Source organism: Aromatoleum tolulyticum (assembly GCF_900156155.1).
Classification (GTDB): domain Bacteria; phylum Pseudomonadota; class Gammaproteobacteria; order Burkholderiales; family Rhodocyclaceae; genus Aromatoleum; species Aromatoleum tolulyticum.
This window is the reverse complement of the sequence record NZ_FTMD01000001.1, coordinates 190,857-208,086: the sequence shown is the minus strand read 5'-3', so window position 1 is coordinate 208,086 and position 17,230 is coordinate 190,857. Positions and strand designations below refer to the sequence as shown.

17 protein-coding genes and 2 tRNA genes are annotated in these 17,230 nt (G+C 65.7%); 4 read left to right on the top strand and 15 right to left on the bottom strand.

Annotated features, from left to right (window positions below; genetic code table 11):
* Positions 1-6 precede the first annotated feature (6 nt).
* From BW991_RS00915 to ybgC, 15 genes are all read right to left on the bottom strand, one after another.
* The gene (locus tag BW991_RS00915) at positions 7-1,647 is read right to left on the bottom strand and encodes an acyl-CoA synthetase (RefSeq protein WP_076600217.1); all 1,641 of its coding nucleotides are present in this window, start codon (positions 1,645-1,647) and stop codon (positions 7-9) included.
* Between the two features lie 184 nt (positions 1,648-1,831).
* Positions 1,832-3,493, bottom strand: coding sequence for a putative bifunctional diguanylate cyclase/phosphodiesterase (locus BW991_RS00910; RefSeq protein ID WP_076600216.1), 1,662 nt, complete (start codon positions 3,491-3,493; stop codon positions 1,832-1,834).
* Positions 3,494-3,638: 145 nt separating this feature from the next.
* Positions 3,639-3,714 (bottom strand) — tRNA-Lys (locus BW991_RS00905).
* A gap of 41 nt (positions 3,715-3,755) precedes the next feature.
* Positions 3,756-3,831, bottom strand: a tRNA-Lys gene (locus tag BW991_RS00900).
* A 56-nt stretch (positions 3,832-3,887) separates the two neighbouring features.
* Positions 3,888-4,874 (bottom strand): response regulator, encoded by a 987-nt coding sequence (locus BW991_RS00895; protein WP_076600215.1) that lies wholly within the window; start codon positions 4,872-4,874, stop codon positions 3,888-3,890.
* Between the two features lie 20 nt (positions 4,875-4,894).
* Positions 4,895-6,694 carry a sensor histidine kinase gene (locus BW991_RS00890; protein ID WP_076600214.1) on the bottom strand — a complete coding sequence of 600 codons (1,800 nt, stop codon included), beginning with the start codon at positions 6,692-6,694 and terminating at the stop codon, positions 4,895-4,897.
* 188 nt (positions 6,695-6,882) lie between these two features.
* Positions 6,883-7,566 carry a 7-cyano-7-deazaguanine synthase QueC gene (gene queC / locus BW991_RS00885; protein ID WP_076600213.1) on the bottom strand — a complete coding sequence of 228 codons (684 nt, stop codon included), beginning with the start codon at positions 7,564-7,566 and terminating at the stop codon, positions 6,883-6,885.
* A gap of 52 nt (positions 7,567-7,618) precedes the next feature.
* Positions 7,619-8,281, bottom strand: a complete 663-nt coding sequence (gene queE / locus BW991_RS00880) for a 7-carboxy-7-deazaguanine synthase QueE (RefSeq protein ID WP_076600212.1) — start codon at positions 8,279-8,281, stop codon at positions 7,619-7,621.
* Positions 8,282-8,288: 7 nt separating this feature from the next.
* On the bottom strand, positions 8,289-9,017 hold the full coding sequence (gene ybgF / locus BW991_RS00875) for a tol-pal system protein YbgF (RefSeq protein WP_076600211.1): 729 nt from the start codon (positions 9,015-9,017) through the stop codon (positions 8,289-8,291).
* Entirely contained in the window at positions 9,017-9,550 is a 534-nt protein-coding gene (gene pal, locus BW991_RS00870; RefSeq protein ID WP_076600210.1) for a peptidoglycan-associated lipoprotein Pal, read from the bottom strand. Before pal ends, ybgF begins: the two co-directional genes overlap by 1 nt.
* Before the next feature lie 48 nt (positions 9,551-9,598).
* Positions 9,599-10,891 (bottom strand): Tol-Pal system beta propeller repeat protein TolB, encoded by a 1,293-nt coding sequence (gene tolB / locus BW991_RS00865; RefSeq protein WP_076600209.1) that lies wholly within the window; start codon positions 10,889-10,891, stop codon positions 9,599-9,601.
* Positions 10,892-10,999: 108 nt separating this feature from the next.
* Positions 11,000-11,857: an energy transducer TonB gene (locus BW991_RS00860; protein WP_076600208.1), complete on the bottom strand. Its 858-nt coding sequence runs from the start codon at positions 11,855-11,857 to the stop codon at positions 11,000-11,002.
* The gene (gene tolR / locus BW991_RS00855; protein WP_050417714.1) at positions 11,854-12,264 is read right to left on the bottom strand and encodes a protein TolR; all 411 of its coding nucleotides are present in this window, start codon (positions 12,262-12,264) and stop codon (positions 11,854-11,856) included. Before tolR ends, BW991_RS00860 begins: the two co-directional genes overlap by 4 nt.
* Before the next feature lie 16 nt (positions 12,265-12,280).
* Positions 12,281-12,955 carry a protein TolQ gene (gene tolQ, locus BW991_RS00850; protein WP_076600207.1) on the bottom strand — a complete coding sequence of 225 codons (675 nt, stop codon included), beginning with the start codon at positions 12,953-12,955 and terminating at the stop codon, positions 12,281-12,283.
* Positions 12,952-13,398 (bottom strand): tol-pal system-associated acyl-CoA thioesterase, encoded by a 447-nt coding sequence (gene ybgC, locus BW991_RS00845; protein ID WP_076600206.1) that lies wholly within the window; start codon positions 13,396-13,398, stop codon positions 12,952-12,954. Before ybgC ends, tolQ begins: the two co-directional genes overlap by 4 nt.
* A gap of 183 nt (positions 13,399-13,581) precedes the next feature.
* Here ybgC and BW991_RS00840 point away from each other — a divergent pair, with 183 nt between their 5' ends.
* The 4 genes from BW991_RS00840 to BW991_RS00825 are packed head-to-tail and all read left to right on the top strand — an operon-like array spanning position 13,582 to position 17,192.
* Positions 13,582-14,760: an STAS domain-containing protein gene (locus BW991_RS00840; protein ID WP_076600205.1), complete on the top strand. Its 1,179-nt coding sequence runs from the start codon at positions 13,582-13,584 to the stop codon at positions 14,758-14,760.
* A 37-nt stretch (positions 14,761-14,797) separates the two neighbouring features.
* Positions 14,798-15,337 (top strand): ATP-dependent protease subunit HslV, encoded by a 540-nt coding sequence (gene hslV / locus BW991_RS00835; RefSeq protein ID WP_076600204.1) that lies wholly within the window; start codon positions 14,798-14,800, stop codon positions 15,335-15,337.
* A complete protein-coding gene (gene hslU, locus BW991_RS00830) occupies positions 15,334-16,665 on the top strand; it encodes an ATP-dependent protease ATPase subunit HslU (protein ID WP_076600203.1) in 1,332 nt (443 codons plus the stop codon). Before hslV ends, hslU begins: the two co-directional genes overlap by 4 nt.
* A gap of 8 nt (positions 16,666-16,673) precedes the next feature.
* Positions 16,674-17,192 carry an acyloxyacyl hydrolase gene (locus tag BW991_RS00825; RefSeq protein WP_076600202.1) on the top strand — a complete coding sequence of 173 codons (519 nt, stop codon included), beginning with the start codon at positions 16,674-16,676 and terminating at the stop codon, positions 17,190-17,192.
* The last annotated feature ends 38 nt before the right edge of the window (positions 17,193-17,230 follow it).

The following is a 17,230-nucleotide window of genomic DNA, read 5'->3' as shown; positions in this document are numbered from 1 at the left end:
CGCGTGTTACTCGATCGCGGACGCCGACTTCGCCTGCTCGCGCAGCACGAACTTCTGGATCTTGCCGGTCGAGGTCTTGGGCAGCACGCAGAATTCGATGAACTTCGGCACCTTGTAGCGCGCGAGATGCTCGCGGCAGTGCGCGATGATGTCCTCTGCCGTCACCGCGACGCCTTCCTTGACCTCGATGTAGGCCGCGGGCACCTCGCCCCACTTCGGATCGGGCTTCGCCACCACCGCTGCCGTCATCACCGCCGGATGGCGGTACAGCACGTCCTCGACCTCCAGCGACGAGATGTTCTCGCCGCCCGAGATGATCACGTCCTTGGAGCGGTCCTTGATCTTGACGTAGCCGTCCGGCTGCATCACGCCCAGGTCGCCGGTGTGGAACCAGCCGCCCGCGAAGGCCTCCTCGCTCGCCTTCTCGTTCTTCAGGTAACCCTTCATGACGAGGTTGCCGCGGAACATCAGTTCGCCCATCGTCTCGCCGTCGGCCGGCACCGGTTCCATCGTCTCCGGATTGAGCACCGTGATGGCTTCCTGCATGTGGTAGCGCACGCCCTGGCGGCCGTTGCGCTCGGCGCGGTTGGCGATCGGCAGGTCGTCCCATTCCGGGTGTTTCGCGCACACCGACGCCGGGCCGTAGGTCTCGGTCAGGCCATACACGTGGGTGATGTCGAAACCGATGCGCTCCATGCCCTCGATGATCGCGGCCGGGGGCGCGGCGCCGGCGATCAGCGCCGACACCTTGTGGTCGATGCCGGCGCGCATGCCCTCGGGCGCGTTGATCAGCATGCCGTGCACGATCGGTGCGCCGCAGAAGTGGCTGACCTTGTGCTTGCGGATCAGCTCGCAGATCAGCGCGACATCGACCTTGCGCAGGCACACGTTGACGCCGGCGTTGGCCGCCATCGTCCACGGGAAGCACCAGCCGTTGCAGTGGAACATCGGCAGCGTCCACAGATACACCGCATGCTGCGGCATGCCCCAGCTGATGATGTTCGAGGCCGCGTTCAGGTAGGCGCCGCGGTGGTGATAGACGACGCCTTTGGGATTCCCGGTCGTGCCCGAAGTGTAGTTCAGCGCGATCGCGTCCCACTCGTCCTGCGGCAGGCTCCATGCGTAGTCCGGATCGCCGCCGGCGATGAAGTCCTCATACTCGATCTCGCCGCAGCGGTCGGTGCTGGGGTACTCCGCATCCAGCGAGTCGATGACCAGCGGCTTGGGGCCTTCGAGCAGCTCCAGCGCGCGGCGGATGGTGGTCGCGAACTCGGGGTCGGTGATCAGCACCTTGGCCTCGCCGTGCGCGAGCATGAACGCGATCGCTTCCGGATCGAGGCGCGTGTTCAGGGTGTTCAGGACCGCGCCGGTCATCGGCACGCCGAAATGCGCTTCGTACATGGACGGCACGTTGGGCAGCATCACCGCGACGGTGTCGCCGCGCCCGACGCCTTTTTGCACCAGCGCGCTGGCGAGGCGGCGGCAGCGCTCGTAGGTCTGTGCCCAGGTGAAGGAGCGGTCGCCGTGCACCACCGACGTGCGCTGCGGATAGACGTAGGCCGAGCGTTCGAGATAGCTCAGGGGCGAGAGCGGCACGTAGTTCGCGGCGTTCTTGCCCAAGCCTTGTTCGTATGGACTGTTCGACACGATTTTCCTCTTTGTTGGAGTAGTTGATCGATGACGCCGTTGCCGGCGCCTGTCGGGATGGGCGGCCGTTGCCGGCCGTGGGAGTCCTGAGCGGGTGGGCGCAAATGTACCCAAATCCGCTAAACGCACCAAACGCTTCCGGGCCGGAATGGGCGATTCCGGCACGGAAGCGGCGCTAAATTCCTCAGGTTCGCGTTCGCGCGAAACGGCGTACGAAGTCTTCCCCGCACACCGCCTGTCCGTAGAGGTGTCCCTGGAACTCGTCGCATCCCTCGTTGCGCAGGAATACGGCCTGATCCTCGGTTTCCACCCCTTCGGCGATCACGCGCAGGCCCAGCGTGCGCGCGACGCCCAGCACGGTGCGCACGATCGTGTCGTTGCCCTGGTTGCTGCCGATGCCACTCACGAAGCTGCGGTCGATGTTGAGCTTGGATATCGGCAGCGTCTTGAGGTTTCCGAGCGGCGAGAACCCCGTGCCGAAACCGTCGATCGACAGCCGGATGCCCATCCGGTCGAGCGCCTCGAGCGCCGGCACGACGTAGGCGACGTCGGAAAGCACCGATTCGCGGAACTCGAATTCCAGCGATTGTGGCGAAATGCCCGTTTCGGCGACGAGCGCGGCGACGCTGTCGACGAAGTCGATGCGTTCGAGCTGGCGTGCCGAAATGTTCAGCGACAGCACCGGCGGCGCGATACCCGCCGCCTGCCAGGAGATGAATTGCGTGAAGGCCCTGCGCATCACCCACTCGCCGAGCGGGTGGATGAGGCCGTTGTCTTCCGCGATCGTGACGAAGCGCTCGGGTTCGACGACACCCAGTTCGGGATCGGTCCAGCGTACCAGCGCCTCGACGCCCACCACCGAGCTGCCCGAAACCTCGAACTGCGGCTGGAAGTGGAGTTCCAGCGCGCCGTCGGCGATGGCGCGGCGCAACTGGCGTTCGATCGTCGCGCGCTCGTTCGCGAAGGCAGTCATTTCGGCGGAGTAGAAACGGAATCCGCGGCGGTCGCGGATGCGCGCCTGCAGCATTGCCGCATCGGCCGCGGTAGCGAGATCGTCCAGCGAGTAGCCATCCATCGGGTACAGACTGATGCCGATGTTCGCGGCGGCATAGACGTCGAGGCCGTCCACCGCGAGCGGTTTCTCGAGGGCCTTGAGCAGCTGGTCGGCCGTCACGCTGGCGTCGCGCGGGCCGTTGATGCCTTCGATCAGCACCAGGAATTCATTCTCGCCGTAGCGCGCGAACGTGTCGGTTTCGCGCAGGTGCGTCGCCAGCCGCTCCGACGCGGCGACGAGGAAGGGATCGTTCGGCACCTTGCCCTGCGGCGTTACCTCGACCATGAGCACCGCGAGCTGACGCGCGTCACGCAGGCTGCGCCGCGCGGCCTGCTCGAAGCGGTCGCGCAGCAGCATGCGGTTAGGCAGGCGGGTGAGCGGGTCGTGGTAGGCGAGGTCGCGCAGCTTTTCCTGCTCCGCCATGATGTGGGAGATGTCGGTGAATACGCCGACGTAGTGGAGCACCTCGCCGGCCTCATTCCGCACGGTACTGATCGACAGCCACTCCGGGTAGATCTCGCCGCTTTTGCGGCGGTTCCAGATCTCGCCCTGCCAGCGCCCTTCGTCGCGCAGCGCGAGCCACATGCGCGCGTAGAACTCGCGCCCGTGCCGCCCGGAGCGGAGCATTGCCGGGGTCTTGCCGACGACGTCGCCGGCGGGGTATCCGGTCAGCGCGGTAAATGCGCCGTTGACCGCCAGGATGCGTCCCTGGGGATCGGTGATCGCGATGCCTTCTGCAGCGTTCTGGAAGACGATGTGGGCAAATTGCCCGGAGTCCTGGATGGCCGTCATGATCCGCCTCTCGTGCACATCCGGACATTATGCCGAAGCGGAGGGAGGCTGGATTTGCTTATCGTCATATGCCCGCATCGCGTGGGCGTCGCAGGCGTTGCCGAAAGCAAAAAGGCCAGCTGCGGGAGCTGGCCTTTTCAGTATCTGGTGGGGGCACTAGGACTCGAACCTAGGACCAATTGATTAAGAGTCAACTGCTCTACCAACTGAGCTATACCCCCGGGTGCTGCTGATCTTCTGCCGGAAATTCCACCGGTAAGGGTGGTAGGCCGTGCGGGATTCGAACCTGCGACCAACGGATTAAAAGTCCGCTGCTCTACCAGCTGAGCTAACGACCCCCGTGCAGAAGGACCCGAATTCTATTCAACGGATCGGATCCCGTCAAGCAATTGCATCATCCGGCCCCGAAGATGCGGCGGAACCCGGCGCCGAGAGAGGCCATGAAGCCGCCGCTCTTGGCTGCCGCGGCCGTTTCGGCTTGCGGCGCAGCCAGCTGGACATCCGAAATCAGGGACTCCATGGCGCCCGCCGAGGTGGCCTCGACAGTGTGGCGGAAAGTCAGGGCCGGGTCGCTGGCCAGTGCGCTGTGCTTGCGCAGCGCGGACTGCAGCACGAGCTTGAGGTAACCCGTGCGGATGGGCTTGGGGACGAAGCGGTAGATCTGGCCCTGGTTGATCAGCGTCGTGATGGTGTCGGCGTCGCTCTCTGCGGTGAGCATGACGGTGACGATCTCCGGGTGCTTGCTCTTCATGAGGCGCACGAGCCGCGTCGCGTCGATGGTGCCGACGCGGGTTTCGGAGACGATCACCGACACCTGTTCGCTGTTGAGGATGCCCACAGCGTCGGCGAGGTTGCGCGTGAAGGACACTTTCGCGCTGGCGCCGACGAGGTCGGAAACCGCGCGCCCCATCTCGGGGTCGTCGTCGATGACGAGGATGCGTTCGCCGTTGGCGATGATGGGCGCGTCTTCGGAAATCTCGGGGGCCGGTGCCTCGACGGGCTGGGTCTTGGCGATCGTGATGGCCTGCGCGACGACCTTGGGAAGTTCGGCAATGTTCCACGGCTTGTTGATGAAGCGGAACACCTCGCTTTCGTTCACCGAGCGCACGATCGCCTGCATGTCCGAGTAGCCGGTGAGCAGGATGCGCATCGTGCGCGGCGAGAGCTTGCGCACTTCGCGCAGAACCTCGACGCCGGTCATCGTCGGCATGCGCTGGTCGCTGATGACGACATCGAAGTCATGCTGTTTCACGAGTTCGAGCGCTTCGGCGCCGCTGGTGGCGGTGAGCACCTCGAACTGCTTCTGCAGCAGCCACTGCAGCGAGCGGACGATGCCCGGCTCGTCGTCGACGCAGAGGACCTTGCCGGCCAATCGTGTCATGTGTCTTTCTCCTGCCTGTGTCAGGCGGCCTTGGCCAGCGGGGGCTGCTGGCGCACCGGCAGCGTGACCGTGAAGGTCGTTCCGACGCCGATGCGCGTGCTGACGGTGATGTCGCCACCGTGTTCGGTGACGATGTTACGCGCAATCGCGAGGCCGAGGCCGGTGCCTTCGCCGGCAGGCTTGGTCGTGTAGTAGAGGTCGAAGATGTGCGGCAGCACGTCGTCGGGGATGCCGCGGCCGTTGTCCTGCACTTCGACGCGCACCTGGTCGCCCTCGGCCACGCTGCGGATGCGGATGCGGCCGGGGCCGTCGATCGCCTGCGCGGCGTTGTTGATGAGGTTGAGGAACACCTGGTTGAGTTGCGACGGGTTGCACTCGACGTCGGGCAGGTCGCCGTAGTCCTCGACGAGTTCGATGTTCTTGGGAATCACCGTCTGCGCGATGTAGGCGACCGTATGCAGGGACTTGTTGAGATCCGCGTTGGTGGTCGCAGCACGGTCCAGGCGGGTGAAGTCGCGCAGGTTCACGACGAGCTCCGACATCTGGTCGATGCCGCCGAGGACGTCCTTGAGCATCTCCTGCAGCATGGTGACGTCGACATTGCCTTCCTGCAGCTTGTCGAGGTTCGCCTTGAGCTGCGACACCTTGATCGTGACCTTGTCGCCCTCGACGTCCTCGAGGATGGTCGAGAGCTTGCCGGCGACCTTCATCGGCAGTTCCATGCTCTGCAGCGCGTCCTTGACCATCAGGATGTTGTTCTGCGAGAACGCGAGCGGGGTATTGAGCTGGTGCGCGACCCCGGCGACCATCTGGCCGAGCGAGGCCATTTTCTCGGACTGCGCGAGCTGCTGGTGTGCGTGGGCGCGGTCGGCTTCCTGCTGCAGGATGATCTTCTCGGCGCGGCGCACGATTGCCAGCAGGGCGGCGAAGAGCAGCACGAGCAGCAGGCCGATCGTCGCGAACTGGCGGTAGGAGGTCGCGTCGACGGCGGCCTGGTTCTCGATCGCGGCGGCTTCGAGCTTCGCCTGGTTGCCGGCCGCGGTGGCGCGGATCTGCTCCGAGGTCTGCTGGATCTGCTTCAGGAAGGGCGTCACGTCGGAATACACCTCGAACACGCCGACGATGCGCGAGGTGCCCGGTTCGAGGACGGGCAGGTAGCTGCTGATCAGGTCGCGGTTCTCGACGACGCCCTCGAAGGCGCTGAACTTGCCGCGGTGGGTGAGCTCGCTCTTGGGCACGCCGTCGAAAGCCGCGCTGCGCCAGCCGGCGTTGGTGCTCTTGTCTTCGCCCATCTGTGCGTGTTCGGACGAGTACACGGTGATTCCGCGCAGGTCGAACACCTTGATCTTGAACACGGTGCTCTTTTTCATCGAGGCGAACACCTTCGCGTCGATCGACTTGAAGTCGGGCAGGGCCGCGATGCGCTTGCCGATCTCCGCGAAGCAGGCCTTCTTCTCGGGCGACGCCGCTTTCTTGCCCTTGTCGTCGGTGACGTCGGCCATCGCGTGGCAGGCCTTGGCATCGATGGTTTGCGCCTGGGCGACGAAGGGGGCGAAATCCTTTTCCCACAGCGCGTTCGCGAACAGGCGCGTGAGGTTGACGTTGCCGGCTTCGTGAATCGTCAGCAGGTCACGGCGGGCGGATTCTTCCTGCTGCTTCGCGAAGGATTGCTGCACTTCGCCGAAGAAGGTCCGCTGATCGTCACCGGTCTGGCGGAAGAAATCGCCTTGCTGGCGTTCGAAGTAGAAGAGGCTCAGCGCGACCAGGGCGAACATGCCGAGGCTGGCAAGCGTGAAATACCGGACTAGACGGAACTGCATGGAAAGGCTCCCGCGAGGACGCAAGGTCACAGCGGGAAATGTTACGAAACCTTTCGGCAAACAGGACTGACCTAGGTCAAAGGGTTTCGACTGAGTGTCTATTACGAAATGGAGGCCCGGCCGGGTTTCGCGGATCAGTTATCCGTCATGGTCTGCATGCGCCGCTGCGGACCGGGCGCGATGTATCTTCAGGCATACCGCGTGGGGTCCGGCACTGCGGCCGCCTCGAAGCCCGCCCGACGCAGGCGGCAGGCGTCGCACATGCCGCATGCGTGCCCGGCGTCGTCGGCCTGGTAGCACGACACGGTCTGGCTGTAATCGACACCCAGGGCGCTGCCGCGGCGGATGATGTCGGCCTTGGACAGCGCGATCAGCGGGGCGTGGATCTGGAGGCGTGTGCCTTCGACGCCGGCCTTGGTGGCGAGGTTCGCCATCGTCTCGAAGGCAGCGATGAACTCGGGGCGGCAGTCCGGGTAGCCCGAGTAGTCGACCGCATTCACGCCGACGAAGATGTCATTCGCGCCGAGCACTTCGGCCCACGCCAGCGCGATCGACAGCATCACGGTGTTGCGCGCCGGGACGTAGGTCACGGGGATGCCGTCGGAGCTGCCTTCGACGGGAACGGGGATCTTCTCGTCCGTCAGTGCGGAGCCGCCGAACTGGCCCAGCTCGACGCTCGCGACGCGGTGTTCGCGCGCGCCGAGCGAGGCGGCAACGCGCCGCGCGGCGTCGAGTTCGGCCGCATGGCGCTGGCCGTAGGCAACCGACAGCGCGTAGGTCTCGAAGCCCATGTCGCGCGCGATCGCGAGGCAGGTGGCGGAGTCCAGTCCGCCGGACAGCAGGATGACGGCGCGCTTGGGATGATCGGGCATGGCATGGGGCTCCGGGGCGAGGCGAAAACTGAAGAGCGCGGCGCGCGGGCGTTCAGCGTCCCCGGGCGTCGTTCCACAGGATCTTGTGCAGTTGCAGCTGGAAGCGCACCGGCAGGCGGTCGCGTACGATCCACTCGGCAAGCAGGGTGGGGTCGAGGCTGCCCTGCACCGGCGACAGCAGGACGGTGCAACGCCCGCCGAGGCCGTGCAGTGCGATCTGGGCCTTCGCCCAGGCGTAGTCGGCCTCGTCGGCCAGCACGATCTTGATCTCGTCGTGCGCGGTGAGGTGGGCGAGGTTTTCCCAGCGGTTGCGCGAGACCTCGCCCGACCCGGGGGCCTTGAGGTCCATGATGCGCGACACGCGCGGATCGACTGCGGCGATATCGAGCGCGCCGCTGGTCTCCAGCGACACCGAGAAGCCGGCGTCGCACAATGCCGCGAGTAGCGCGAGGCAGGATTTCTGCGCCAGCGGCTCGCCACCGGTAACGCACACGTGCCGGATGCCGTGGGCGGCGACCGCATCGCGGACTTCGGCGATGCTGCGGTTCTCGCCGCCCTGGAAGGCGTATTCGGTGTCGCACCAGCTGCAGCGCAGCGGGCAGCCGGTCAGCCGTACGAACACCGTGGGCAGGCCGACGCGCGTCGACTCGCCCTGGATCGATGCGAAGATCTCGGTAATCCGCAGCCTGGGGCCGGCGGTTTCGGGAAGGGTCATGCGGACTTCAGGACTTGCGTGCGAGGCGCTGCTTGGCCGCCTTGCCTGCGGAGCTGTCGGGGAAGCGTTCGACGAGCTTCTTCAGCGTTTCCTGCGACGATTTGGCGTCGCCGAGGGCTTGCTGGCAGTTGGCCATGCCGAGCATGGCGTCGGGCGCGACGGGGTCGTTCGGCCAGTTCGTCAGCACGCTCTTGAAATAGTTGTTGGCGACCGCGACGTCCTTCGCCTGCAGCGCGGCATTGCCGGCCCAGAAGTGGGCGCCGGGCTGCACGCCGCTGCGCGGGTAGCGCTTGATGAACAGGTCGAAGGCGGTCTGCGCTTCCTTGTACTTGCCTTCCTTGAGCAGATTCAGTGCGGCTTCGTAGTCGCGCGACTCGGCTGCGGGATCGGGTGCGGGGGCTTCCGGTGCGGCCGCGACCGGTGCGGTCTCGAGCTTGCGCACGCGATTGTCGAGATCGACATAGAAATCGCGCTGGCGCTGCTTCAGCGCTTCGATCTCGTGCAGCAGGACTTCGAGTTGTCCGTGGAGTTTCGATACTTCGGTGCGAAGCAGCTCGTTCTGGTTCGCCAGTTCGAGCTGCCCGCGGCTGCTGGCCTCCAGCCGTTCGATGCGGGGGGTGATGTCCGTGCGCAAGTTGGTGATTGCGCGCCGCGCCTCCTCGTCGTCGAACAGCGCGTGGGACGGCGCGACGTACGACAGGGCGGCAACGACAGCGAGCGGCAGGAGGCGCTTCATCAGAATTCGCCCGAGTAGAGCATGTCACCGCGGCGGTTCTGCGCGTAGCAGGCTTCGGTCGCTTCCGTGCAGCGCGGCTTCTCTTCGCCGAGGCTGACGGATTCGATCTGTGCTTCCTTGGCGCCGAGCAGGGTCAGGGCCTTGCGCACGGCGTCGGCACGCTTCTGGCCGAGGGCCAGGTTGTACTCGCGGCTGCCGCGCTCGTCGGCGTTGCCCTGGATCAGCATCTTCATCGTCGGGTTCTGGACGAGGAACTTGGCGTGCGCTTCGACCAGCGGACGGAACTCGTCGTTGATGACGTAGCTGTCGAAGTCGAACATCACGCTGCGCTTGGACAGGATGTTCTTCGGATCGGTCAGCGCGGCGATGCCGGAGCCCGATGCGCTCGGGGCGGTCACGGTGGCGACGCCGGCGCCGGCGCCCTGGCTGCGCTCATCGACAGCCGCGCCGCCGGCGGGCTGGTCGAAGGTGCCGGTGCTGCTGCATGCGGCGAGAAGGGTGGAAAGGAGGACGGGGACGAGCACTTTTTTCATGGGGGTTTCCTGATCTAGTCGAACAGTGTTGTTGCTTGCGGGAGGGAGTTACCGGATCTGCGGGCCCCATGAGGGCTCGCGGACATCGGCGGCCTGCACCGACAGGCGCTGCTTCACCCGGCCATCGGACGAAACTGCTGCAAGCACTCCCCGTCCGCCGGTTTCGGTGGCGTAGAGGATCATGCGGCCGTTGGGCGCGAAGCTGGGCGACTCGTCACGTGCCGAGTCGGTGAGGATCGTGGTCTGGCGGGTGGCGAGGTCCATGATGGCCACCTGGAAGCGCCCGCTGTTGCGCGTGATGAAGGCAAGGCTCGTGCCGTCGGCCGAGGGGCGCGGGGTCACGTTGTAGCTGCCTTCGAAACTGACGCGCTGGGCGCTGCCGCCGCTGGAGGAGGTGCGGTAGATCTGCGGGCTGCCGCCGCGGTCGGAGGTGAAGTAGATCCACGCGCCGTCGGGCGACCATGCGGGTTCGGTGTCGATGCCGGGCGACGTGGCGAGGCGGCGCACGCCGGAGCCGTCGGCATTGAGGACGTAGAGTTGGGACTGGCCGTCCTTCGTGAGCACGACGGCGAGACGCTGGCCGTCCGGTGCCCAGGCCGGGGCGGAGTTGGAGCCCTTGAAGTTGGCGACTACCTGGCGCTGCCCGGTGGCCAGCGTGTGCACGTAGATGACCGGCTTCTTGGCTTCGAAGGACACATAGGCGATGCGCTGCCCGTCCGGTGCCCAGGCGGGCGAGATGATGGGTTCGCGCGACGCCAGCGCGGTGGCGGCGTTCATGCCGTCGGCGTCGGCGATCTGCAGTTCGTAGCGCGGTGCCGCGTTCGGGCCGCTCTTGACGACGTAGGCGATGCGGGTCGAGAAGTAGCCGGGCTGGCCGGTGAGCTTCTCATACACGAAATCGGCGATCTTGTGGCCGATGGCACGGTTCTGTGCCGGGGCCATGCGCATCGAAAGTCCGCCCAGTTCGGTCTGCTTCTGCGTGTCGAAGAGACGGAAGCGCACTTCGAAGCGGCCGTCGCCCTGCTGGAAGATGCTGCCGGTGAGCACCGCGTCCGCGCCGCGACCGCGGATCGAGGCCATGTCGGGAACGGCTGTGACAGGGAAGGCGGCGAGGCCCATGTCGACGAGGCTGAAGAGTCCGCTGCGTTCGAGGTCGGCGCGCACGACGTCGGTGACGCCGCGCGGCAGGCTGCCTTCGTTTTCGAATACGGGGATCGCTACGGGGAAGCGGCTCGCGCCGGCGCCCGTGATCTCGATCGAGAGCTGCGCATGCGCGAGGGCGCTGACGAGGGTCAGCGCGGCAGCGATGAGCAGACGGTATGCGGAGAGGAATTTTCTCATGGCTAGGGCTTGCCTAAAGGCGAATTATAACGAATGGAGTCGAACGCGATGCTTAAAGATCGCAAGTGATTCGATTTGGTTCCGTCATGGGGTTCCGTCGTGGTCCCTTCATTCCTCGAGCGGCCGGAAGCGCAGTTCGAGGGTGCGCTCGAACAGTTCCGGCTCCTTGGGCAGCGGCAGCGGACTCGAACGCCGGATCGCGCGCTCGATCGCATCGTCGAGCGCGGCGACGCCCGAGGAGCGCTTGAGGCGGATCGCGAGCACTTCGCCGCTGGGGAGCTGATCGACTTCGAATACCGCCTCGGGGTTGCCGCTCAGGCCGGGTGGGCGTAGCAGGTTGCCGCGCACCTTGGTGCTGATCGCGTTCCGGTAGGCGTCGACGGCGCCCTTCGTGCGCGCGGCCGACGAACGTGCCGCGTCCTCGCGCATCGTGCGTTCGAGATCGGCGCGGGCGCGGGTCTGCGCCGTTTCCTGGGCGAGTTTCTGCGCGAGGTAATCGTCCTTGGGCGGCGTGACCGGCTTGGGCTCGGGCTTCTTCGGTTCCGGCTTGGGCTCGGGCTTTTTCGGCTCGGGTTTGGGTTCCGGTTTTGGCTCGGGCTTCGGTTCCGGCTTGGGCGGCTTCTTGACTTCGGGGACTTTGGTCGCGATGTCCGGCTTCGGTTCGGGTTTCTTCGGCTCGGGCTTGGGTTCGGGCTTCGGTTCCGGCTTGGGCGGCTCCGGCTTGGGCGGCTCCGGCTTGGGTTCCGGTTTCGGCTCCGGTCGGACTTCCGGCGCGGGTGGCGGTAAAGCCGTTACGGACGACGGCGGGGCGACGAGTTCGACCTCGAGCGCCGCCGGTGGACTGCTCTGCCAGCGGATGCCGAAGATCAGGAAGGCGACGAGGCCCAGGTGAACGACGACCGTCAGCGCCAGCGAGGCCCACTTGCCGGGCTCGTCGCGCTGCAGGTCAAGGTGCGTGTCTTTCATCGGGTGCTGCTGGTGCTCGTCTGGAGGCCGACCTTCTGGAAGCCGGCCTTGCGGATGCTGTCCAGCGTGTCCATCACTCGTTCGTACGACACCTGCTTGTCCGCGGCGACCAGGATCGGCTGCTGCGGATTGCGCTGCAGCGCGTTGTGCAGTTCGCGCAGCAGCTCGGTGTTGCTCATTTTCTGCTCGGTCGAGTTGCTCGTGACCTTGAAGGTCAGCGAGCCGTCCTTCTTCACGGAGACCACCATCGCTTCGGCCGGCGGTTGCGGCACTCCGCCCACGGTGGGGAGATCGACGCTGCCGGTCTGGATCATCGGCGCGGTGACCATGAAGATCACGAGCAGCACCAGCATCACGTCGATGTAGGGCACGACGTTGATCTGGTTCATCAGGCGGCGCTGGCGCATCGGTGTTTCCTCCCGCTCAGCGCAACTGGCGCTGCAGGATGTTCGAGAATTCTTCCATGAAGCTCTCGAAGCGGATGCTGATGCGGTCGATGTCGTGCGCGAAGCGGTTGTAGGCGACCACTGCAGGGATCGCGGCGAAGAGGCCGATCGCGGTGGCGACCAGCGCCTCGGCGATGCCGGGGGCGACGTTCGCGAGGGTCGCGGAGCTGACGTTCGACAGGCCGCGGAAGGCGTTCATGATGCCCCACACGGTGCCGAAGAGGCCGATATACGGGGATACGGAGCCGACCGAGGCGAGGAAGGCGAGATGTGCCTCGAGGTCGTCGACCTCGCGTTGGTAGGTCGCGCGCATCGCACGGCGGGCGCCGTCGATGATCGACGCGTTGTCGTGGCTCTTGCTGCGCAGCTTGGTGAATTCACGGTAGCCGGACTCGAAGATGCGCTCCATGCCGCCGGTTTCGTGGCGCGCGGCGGCGGCCGACTGGAACATCGAGTTGAGGTCGCCGCCGCTCCAGAAGTCGCGTTCGAAGCCGTTGGTCTTGCTGCGCGCGGCGCGGATCTGGAAGGACTTGCGGAAGATCCAGTACCAGGAGACGAGCGACAGGCCTGCGAGCAGGGCCATGACGACCTGCACCAGGACGCTGGCTTGGCCGATGAGGCTGATGATCGATAGATCGTGAGTGGCGGTCATGCTTGTACGAGTTTTTCCAGTTTTGTGCGCATGTCTGCGGGGAGCGGGGTCGGGCGTTTTCTGTCGAGGTCGACGCAGGCGATGACGAAGCGGCCGCGGAACAGGACTTCGTCGCCGCGCATCACCTTCTGCACGAACACCAGGCTTGCTCCGCGGAGCGTTTCGACGCCCGCCGTGACATGTAACGCATCATCGAGCATTCCGGCTGACAGATAATCGCCTGTGACCGACCGGACGACGAAACCGATGCGCTGTTCGGTCAGTAGCGCCTGCTGTTCGAAGCCTGCGGCGCGCAGCCATTCGGTGCGGGCTCGCTCGCAGTAGCGCAGGTAGTTGGCGTAGTAGATGACTCCGGCAGCATCGGTATCCTCGTAATACACGCGGACCGGCAGCGAAAATACGCAGTTTTCGCCGGAGATCGACGACGGGCGAGGTGTGTGCATCGCAGCATTCTAGCCGACGGCGCGCCATCTGTTATACCCGCGATGTCCGGACTGTTTTGCAAAAGGTAAGGTGTGGTCGGCCTGGCGTCCGACTGCGCCGCAGCAGGGGGCGCAAGAGCCGGGTCCGAAATGCTATCCTTCCACATCCCCGACTAGTCCATTTCCGTTCGCACAGGTCGTAACGTGGTTCTTCCATTCTTCGGCAAGAAGCCTGCTCCCGGCACGCAGCCCGGTGCGTCGGCCGGTACGGCGCCCTCGTCGGCTGCGCCCGCGGCGGAGCCGCCCGAGTTGTCCACGCTGGATTTTTCGGTCGGCGACCCGACGCACGCGCTAGCGCACTGCGCCGGTCAGGTCGAGGTGCAGGAGATGGCGGCCGGCATCGGTGCTGCGTACGAGGAAGCCGCGGTGCTGTACGCGAACGGCAATACGACGGAAGCCGAGGCGGCGCTCAATGCGGTGCTGGACGGGCAGGGCGGCCATGCGGGCGAGGGCCTGTGGATGATGCTGCTGGACCTGTACCGGCTGACCGGGCAGCGCCAGCGTTTCGAGGCGCGGGTGCTGGATTATGCGACGCGCTTCGAGCGGTCGCCGCCGCCGTGGATGGATTTGTCGAGTGCGCCGGAGGGCACGCGCTCGAACGTCGCGCCGATGGTGAACATGGCGGGCAGTCTCTCCGGGCAGGCCGCGGCGCAATTCCAGCAGATGGGCATCATCGGCAAGAAGAGCGGCGCGATCCGCATCGATCTCGGGCGTCTGCGCGCGGTCGATGAGAACGGATGCACGCTGTTCCGCAACGTGCTGCGCGAATTCGCGGCGGAGCGCGTGAAGGTGTCGCTGCTGAACTGCGGCCAGCTCGCGGAGATGCTGGCCGGACAGGTGCGCACGGGCGAACCCAGCGGGCGGGACATCTGGCTGCTGCTGCTGGAGATGCTGCAGCACACCGGCGAGCAGGAGCGTTTCGAAAACCTGGCGGTGGACTACGCGATCACCTTCGAGGAGTCGCCCCCGTCCTGGGAGGCGCGGGTTGCTCAGGCGGCGTCGACGACGATGGTCCAGGAGGTCGCGCTCGATCTCGATGCGCCCGCGAGCGAGGATTTCGTACTCGACGGCGAGATCACCAGCGCGGCGGTCGAGAAGATCCGCAAGCTGGCGGCGCACGCGAGCGGCCTGCAGAGTGTCGAGGTCGATTGCGGCCAGTTGCGCCGCATCGATTTCGTCAGCGCGGGGACGCTTTTCAACATTCTTGCAACCCTGCAGGCGCAGGGTAAGACGGTCGTGCTGCGCAATGTGAACGCGATGGTCGCGGCCTTGCTGCGGGTGATGGGCGTCGATCAGGTCGCAGTGGTGCTGCTGCGCAGCTGACCGGATTCGCCGTCCTTTCGGACTCAAGGAAAATCGAATGGAACAGTATCACGGCACCACGATCCTCTCGGTGCGCCGCGGCAATCGTGTCGCGCTGGGAGGCGACGGCCAGGTCACCCTGGGCAATATCGTGATCAAGGCGACGGCGCGCAAGGTGCGGCCGATCTACCAAGGCAAGATCCTCGCGGGCTTTGCGGGCGGTACGGCCGATGCCTTCACGCTGATCGAGCGCTTCGAGGCGAAGCTGGAGAAGCACCAGGGCAACCTGCTGCGCAGCGCGGTGGAACTCGCCAAGGACTGGCGTACCGACCGCGTGCTGCGGCGGCTGGAGGCGATGCTGGCGGTCGCGGATCGCGACAATTCGCTGGTGATCACGGGCAATGGCGACGTGCTTGAGCCGGAGCAGGGCATCGTCGCGATCGGCAGCGGCGGCGCCTATGCACAGTCGGCGGCGCGCGCACTGCTGGAGAACACCGACCTGCCGCCCGAGGAAATCGTGCGCAAGTCGCTGCAGATCGCCGGCGATCTGTGTATCTATACGAATCAGAGCCACGTGATCGAGGTGATCGAGGGATGACACAGATGACCCCGCCGGAGATCGTCTCCGAACTCGACAAGCACATCGTCGGACAGGGCAAGGCGAAGAAGGCCGTTGCGATTGCGCTGCGCAACCGTTGGCGGCGTGCGCAGGTCGAGGAGCCGCTGCGCAGCGAGATCACGCCCAAGAACATCCTCATGATCGGGCCGACCGGCGTCGGCAAGACCGAGATCGCGCGCCGGCTCGCGCGCCTGGCGAACGCACCCTTCATCAAGATCGAGGCGACGAAATTCACCGAAGTGGGCTATGTCGGTCGCGACGTGGAAACGATCATCCGCGATCTGGCGGAGATCGCGATCAAGGACGGCCGCGAACGGGCGATGAAGACGGTGCGCGACCGGGCGATGGACGGGGCCGAGGATCGTGTGCTCGACGCGCTGCTGCCGGCGGCGCGACCGGTCGGCTTCGCGGCCGAGCCCGAGACGCAGGATACGGCGACGCGGCAAAAATTCCGCAAGAAGCTGCGCGAGGGCGAACTCGACGACAAGGAGATCGAGATCGAGGTCGCCGCGCATGCGATGACGGCGGAAATCTTCGCACCCCCCGGCATGGAGGAGCTGACCCAGCAGATCCAGGGCATGTTCCAGAACCTCGGCAGCGGCAAGAAGAAGCTGCGCAAGATGAAGATCGGCGAAGCGCTGAAGGCCTTGGCCGACGAGGAGGCCGCACGCCTGATCAACGATGAGGAGATCAAGGCGGAGGCGATCCGCGCGGTGGAGCAGAACGGCATCGTGTTCCTCGACGAGATCGACAAGATCGCTGCGCGTTCGGATGTGCACGGCGCGGACGTGTCGCGCCAGGGGGTGCAGCGCGACCTCCTGCCGCTGGTCGAGGGCACGACGGTGTCGACCAAGTACGGCATGATCAAGACCGATCACATCCTGTTCATCGCCAGCGGCGCGTTCCACCTGTCCAAGCCGAGCGACCTGATCCCGGAGCTGCAGGGCCGCTTTCCGATCCGGGTCGAACTGGAGAGCCTGTCGGTGGAGGATTTCGAGCGCATCCTGACGCAGACGGATGCCTGCCTCGTGCGCCAGTACCAGGCGCTGCTCGCGACCGACGGGGTGACGCTGGAATTTGTCGACGCCGGGATTCGGCGCCTCGCCGAGATCGCCTTCCAGGTGAACGAGAAAACCGAGAACATCGGTGCGCGCCGGCTGTACACGGTGATGGAGAGGCTGCTCGAGGAAGTGTCCTTCGAGGCCGGCAAGAGCGGTCTCGGCAAGGTGCTGATCGACGCCGCCTATGTCGATGTGCGGCTCGATGTATTTGCCCAGCGCGAGGATCTCGCGCGTTACGTCCTGTGAGGTGCTGAATGACGTTCCGGATGTGCATGGCGGCTTCGATGCTGGCGGCGGGTGTCGCGTCGGCGGGGGAGCCGGCGGTCAGCGTGTTCCACGGCGAGCATGACAACTACGAACGCACGGGCTTGTCCGTGCGCCTCGGTCCGGTGTGGGAGCGCGACTGGGGCGCGTGGCATGCCGGTGTGCATCCGGAACTGGAATTGAGCCGCTTTCATTACAGTGGTTCGAGTGCCGGCCCGAACACGCTGAACCAGGCGGGGGCGATCGGCATGCTGCGCATGGTGCGCGGCAAGGGAAATTTCCAGCCCTACGCAGAACTGGGGCTTGGTGCGGCGCTCCTGAGCCGCACGCACCTGGGGCCCAAGGTGTTCTCGACGACCTTCCAGTTTTCGCAGCACGCCGGACTCGGTGTCGAGTTCGCCGGGCGTTATTCGATGGGCTGGCGCTACTCGCATTATTCGAACGGCGACATCGAGATGCCCAACGACGGTATCGACCTGCACCAGTTCGTGATCGGCGCACGTTTCTGAGCCTCCCCCCGCTCATCGCGAGGGCCCGGTCGGGCCCT

Excerpts from the sequence above, each read along its gene's own strand:
- ybgC (WP_076600206.1), bottom strand. The coding sequence starts at position 13,398 with ATGCACACACCTCGCCCGTCGTCGATCTCCGGCGAAAACTGCGTATTT.
- BW991_RS00890 (WP_076600214.1), bottom strand. The coding sequence starts at position 6,694 with ATGCAGTTCCGTCTAGTCCGGTATTTCACGCTTGCCAGCCTCGGCATG.
- BW991_RS00895 (WP_076600215.1), bottom strand. The coding sequence starts at position 4,874 with ATGACACGATTGGCCGGCAAGGTCCTCTGCGTCGACGACGAGCCGGGC.
- hslU (WP_076600203.1), top strand. The coding sequence starts at position 15,334 with ATGACACAGATGACCCCGCCGGAGATCGTCTCCGAACTCGACAAGCAC.
- tolR (WP_050417714.1), bottom strand. The coding sequence starts at position 12,264 with ATGCGCCAGCGCCGCCTGATGAACCAGATCAACGTCGTGCCCTACATC.
- BW991_RS00860 (WP_076600208.1), bottom strand. The coding sequence starts at position 11,857 with ATGAAAGACACGCACCTTGACCTGCAGCGCGACGAGCCCGGCAAGTGG.
- queE (WP_076600212.1), bottom strand. The coding sequence starts at position 8,281 with ATGACCCTTCCCGAAACCGCCGGCCCCAGGCTGCGGATTACCGAGATC.
- tolB (WP_076600209.1), bottom strand. The coding sequence starts at position 10,891 with ATGAGAAAATTCCTCTCCGCATACCGTCTGCTCATCGCTGCCGCGCTG.
- tolQ (WP_076600207.1), bottom strand. The coding sequence starts at position 12,955 with ATGACCGCCACTCACGATCTATCGATCATCAGCCTCATCGGCCAAGCC.
- queC (WP_076600213.1), bottom strand. The coding sequence starts at position 7,566 with ATGCCCGATCATCCCAAGCGCGCCGTCATCCTGCTGTCCGGCGGACTG.
- BW991_RS00910 (WP_076600216.1), bottom strand. The coding sequence starts at position 3,493 with ATGACGGCCATCCAGGACTCCGGGCAATTTGCCCACATCGTCTTCCAG.
- hslV (WP_076600204.1), top strand. The coding sequence starts at position 14,798 with ATGGAACAGTATCACGGCACCACGATCCTCTCGGTGCGCCGCGGCAAT.
- ybgF (WP_076600211.1), bottom strand. The coding sequence starts at position 9,017 with ATGAAGCGCCTCCTGCCGCTCGCTGTCGTTGCCGCCCTGTCGTACGTC.
- pal (WP_076600210.1), bottom strand. The coding sequence starts at position 9,550 with ATGAAAAAAGTGCTCGTCCCCGTCCTCCTTTCCACCCTTCTCGCCGCA.
- BW991_RS00825 (WP_076600202.1), top strand. The coding sequence starts at position 16,674 with ATGACGTTCCGGATGTGCATGGCGGCTTCGATGCTGGCGGCGGGTGTC.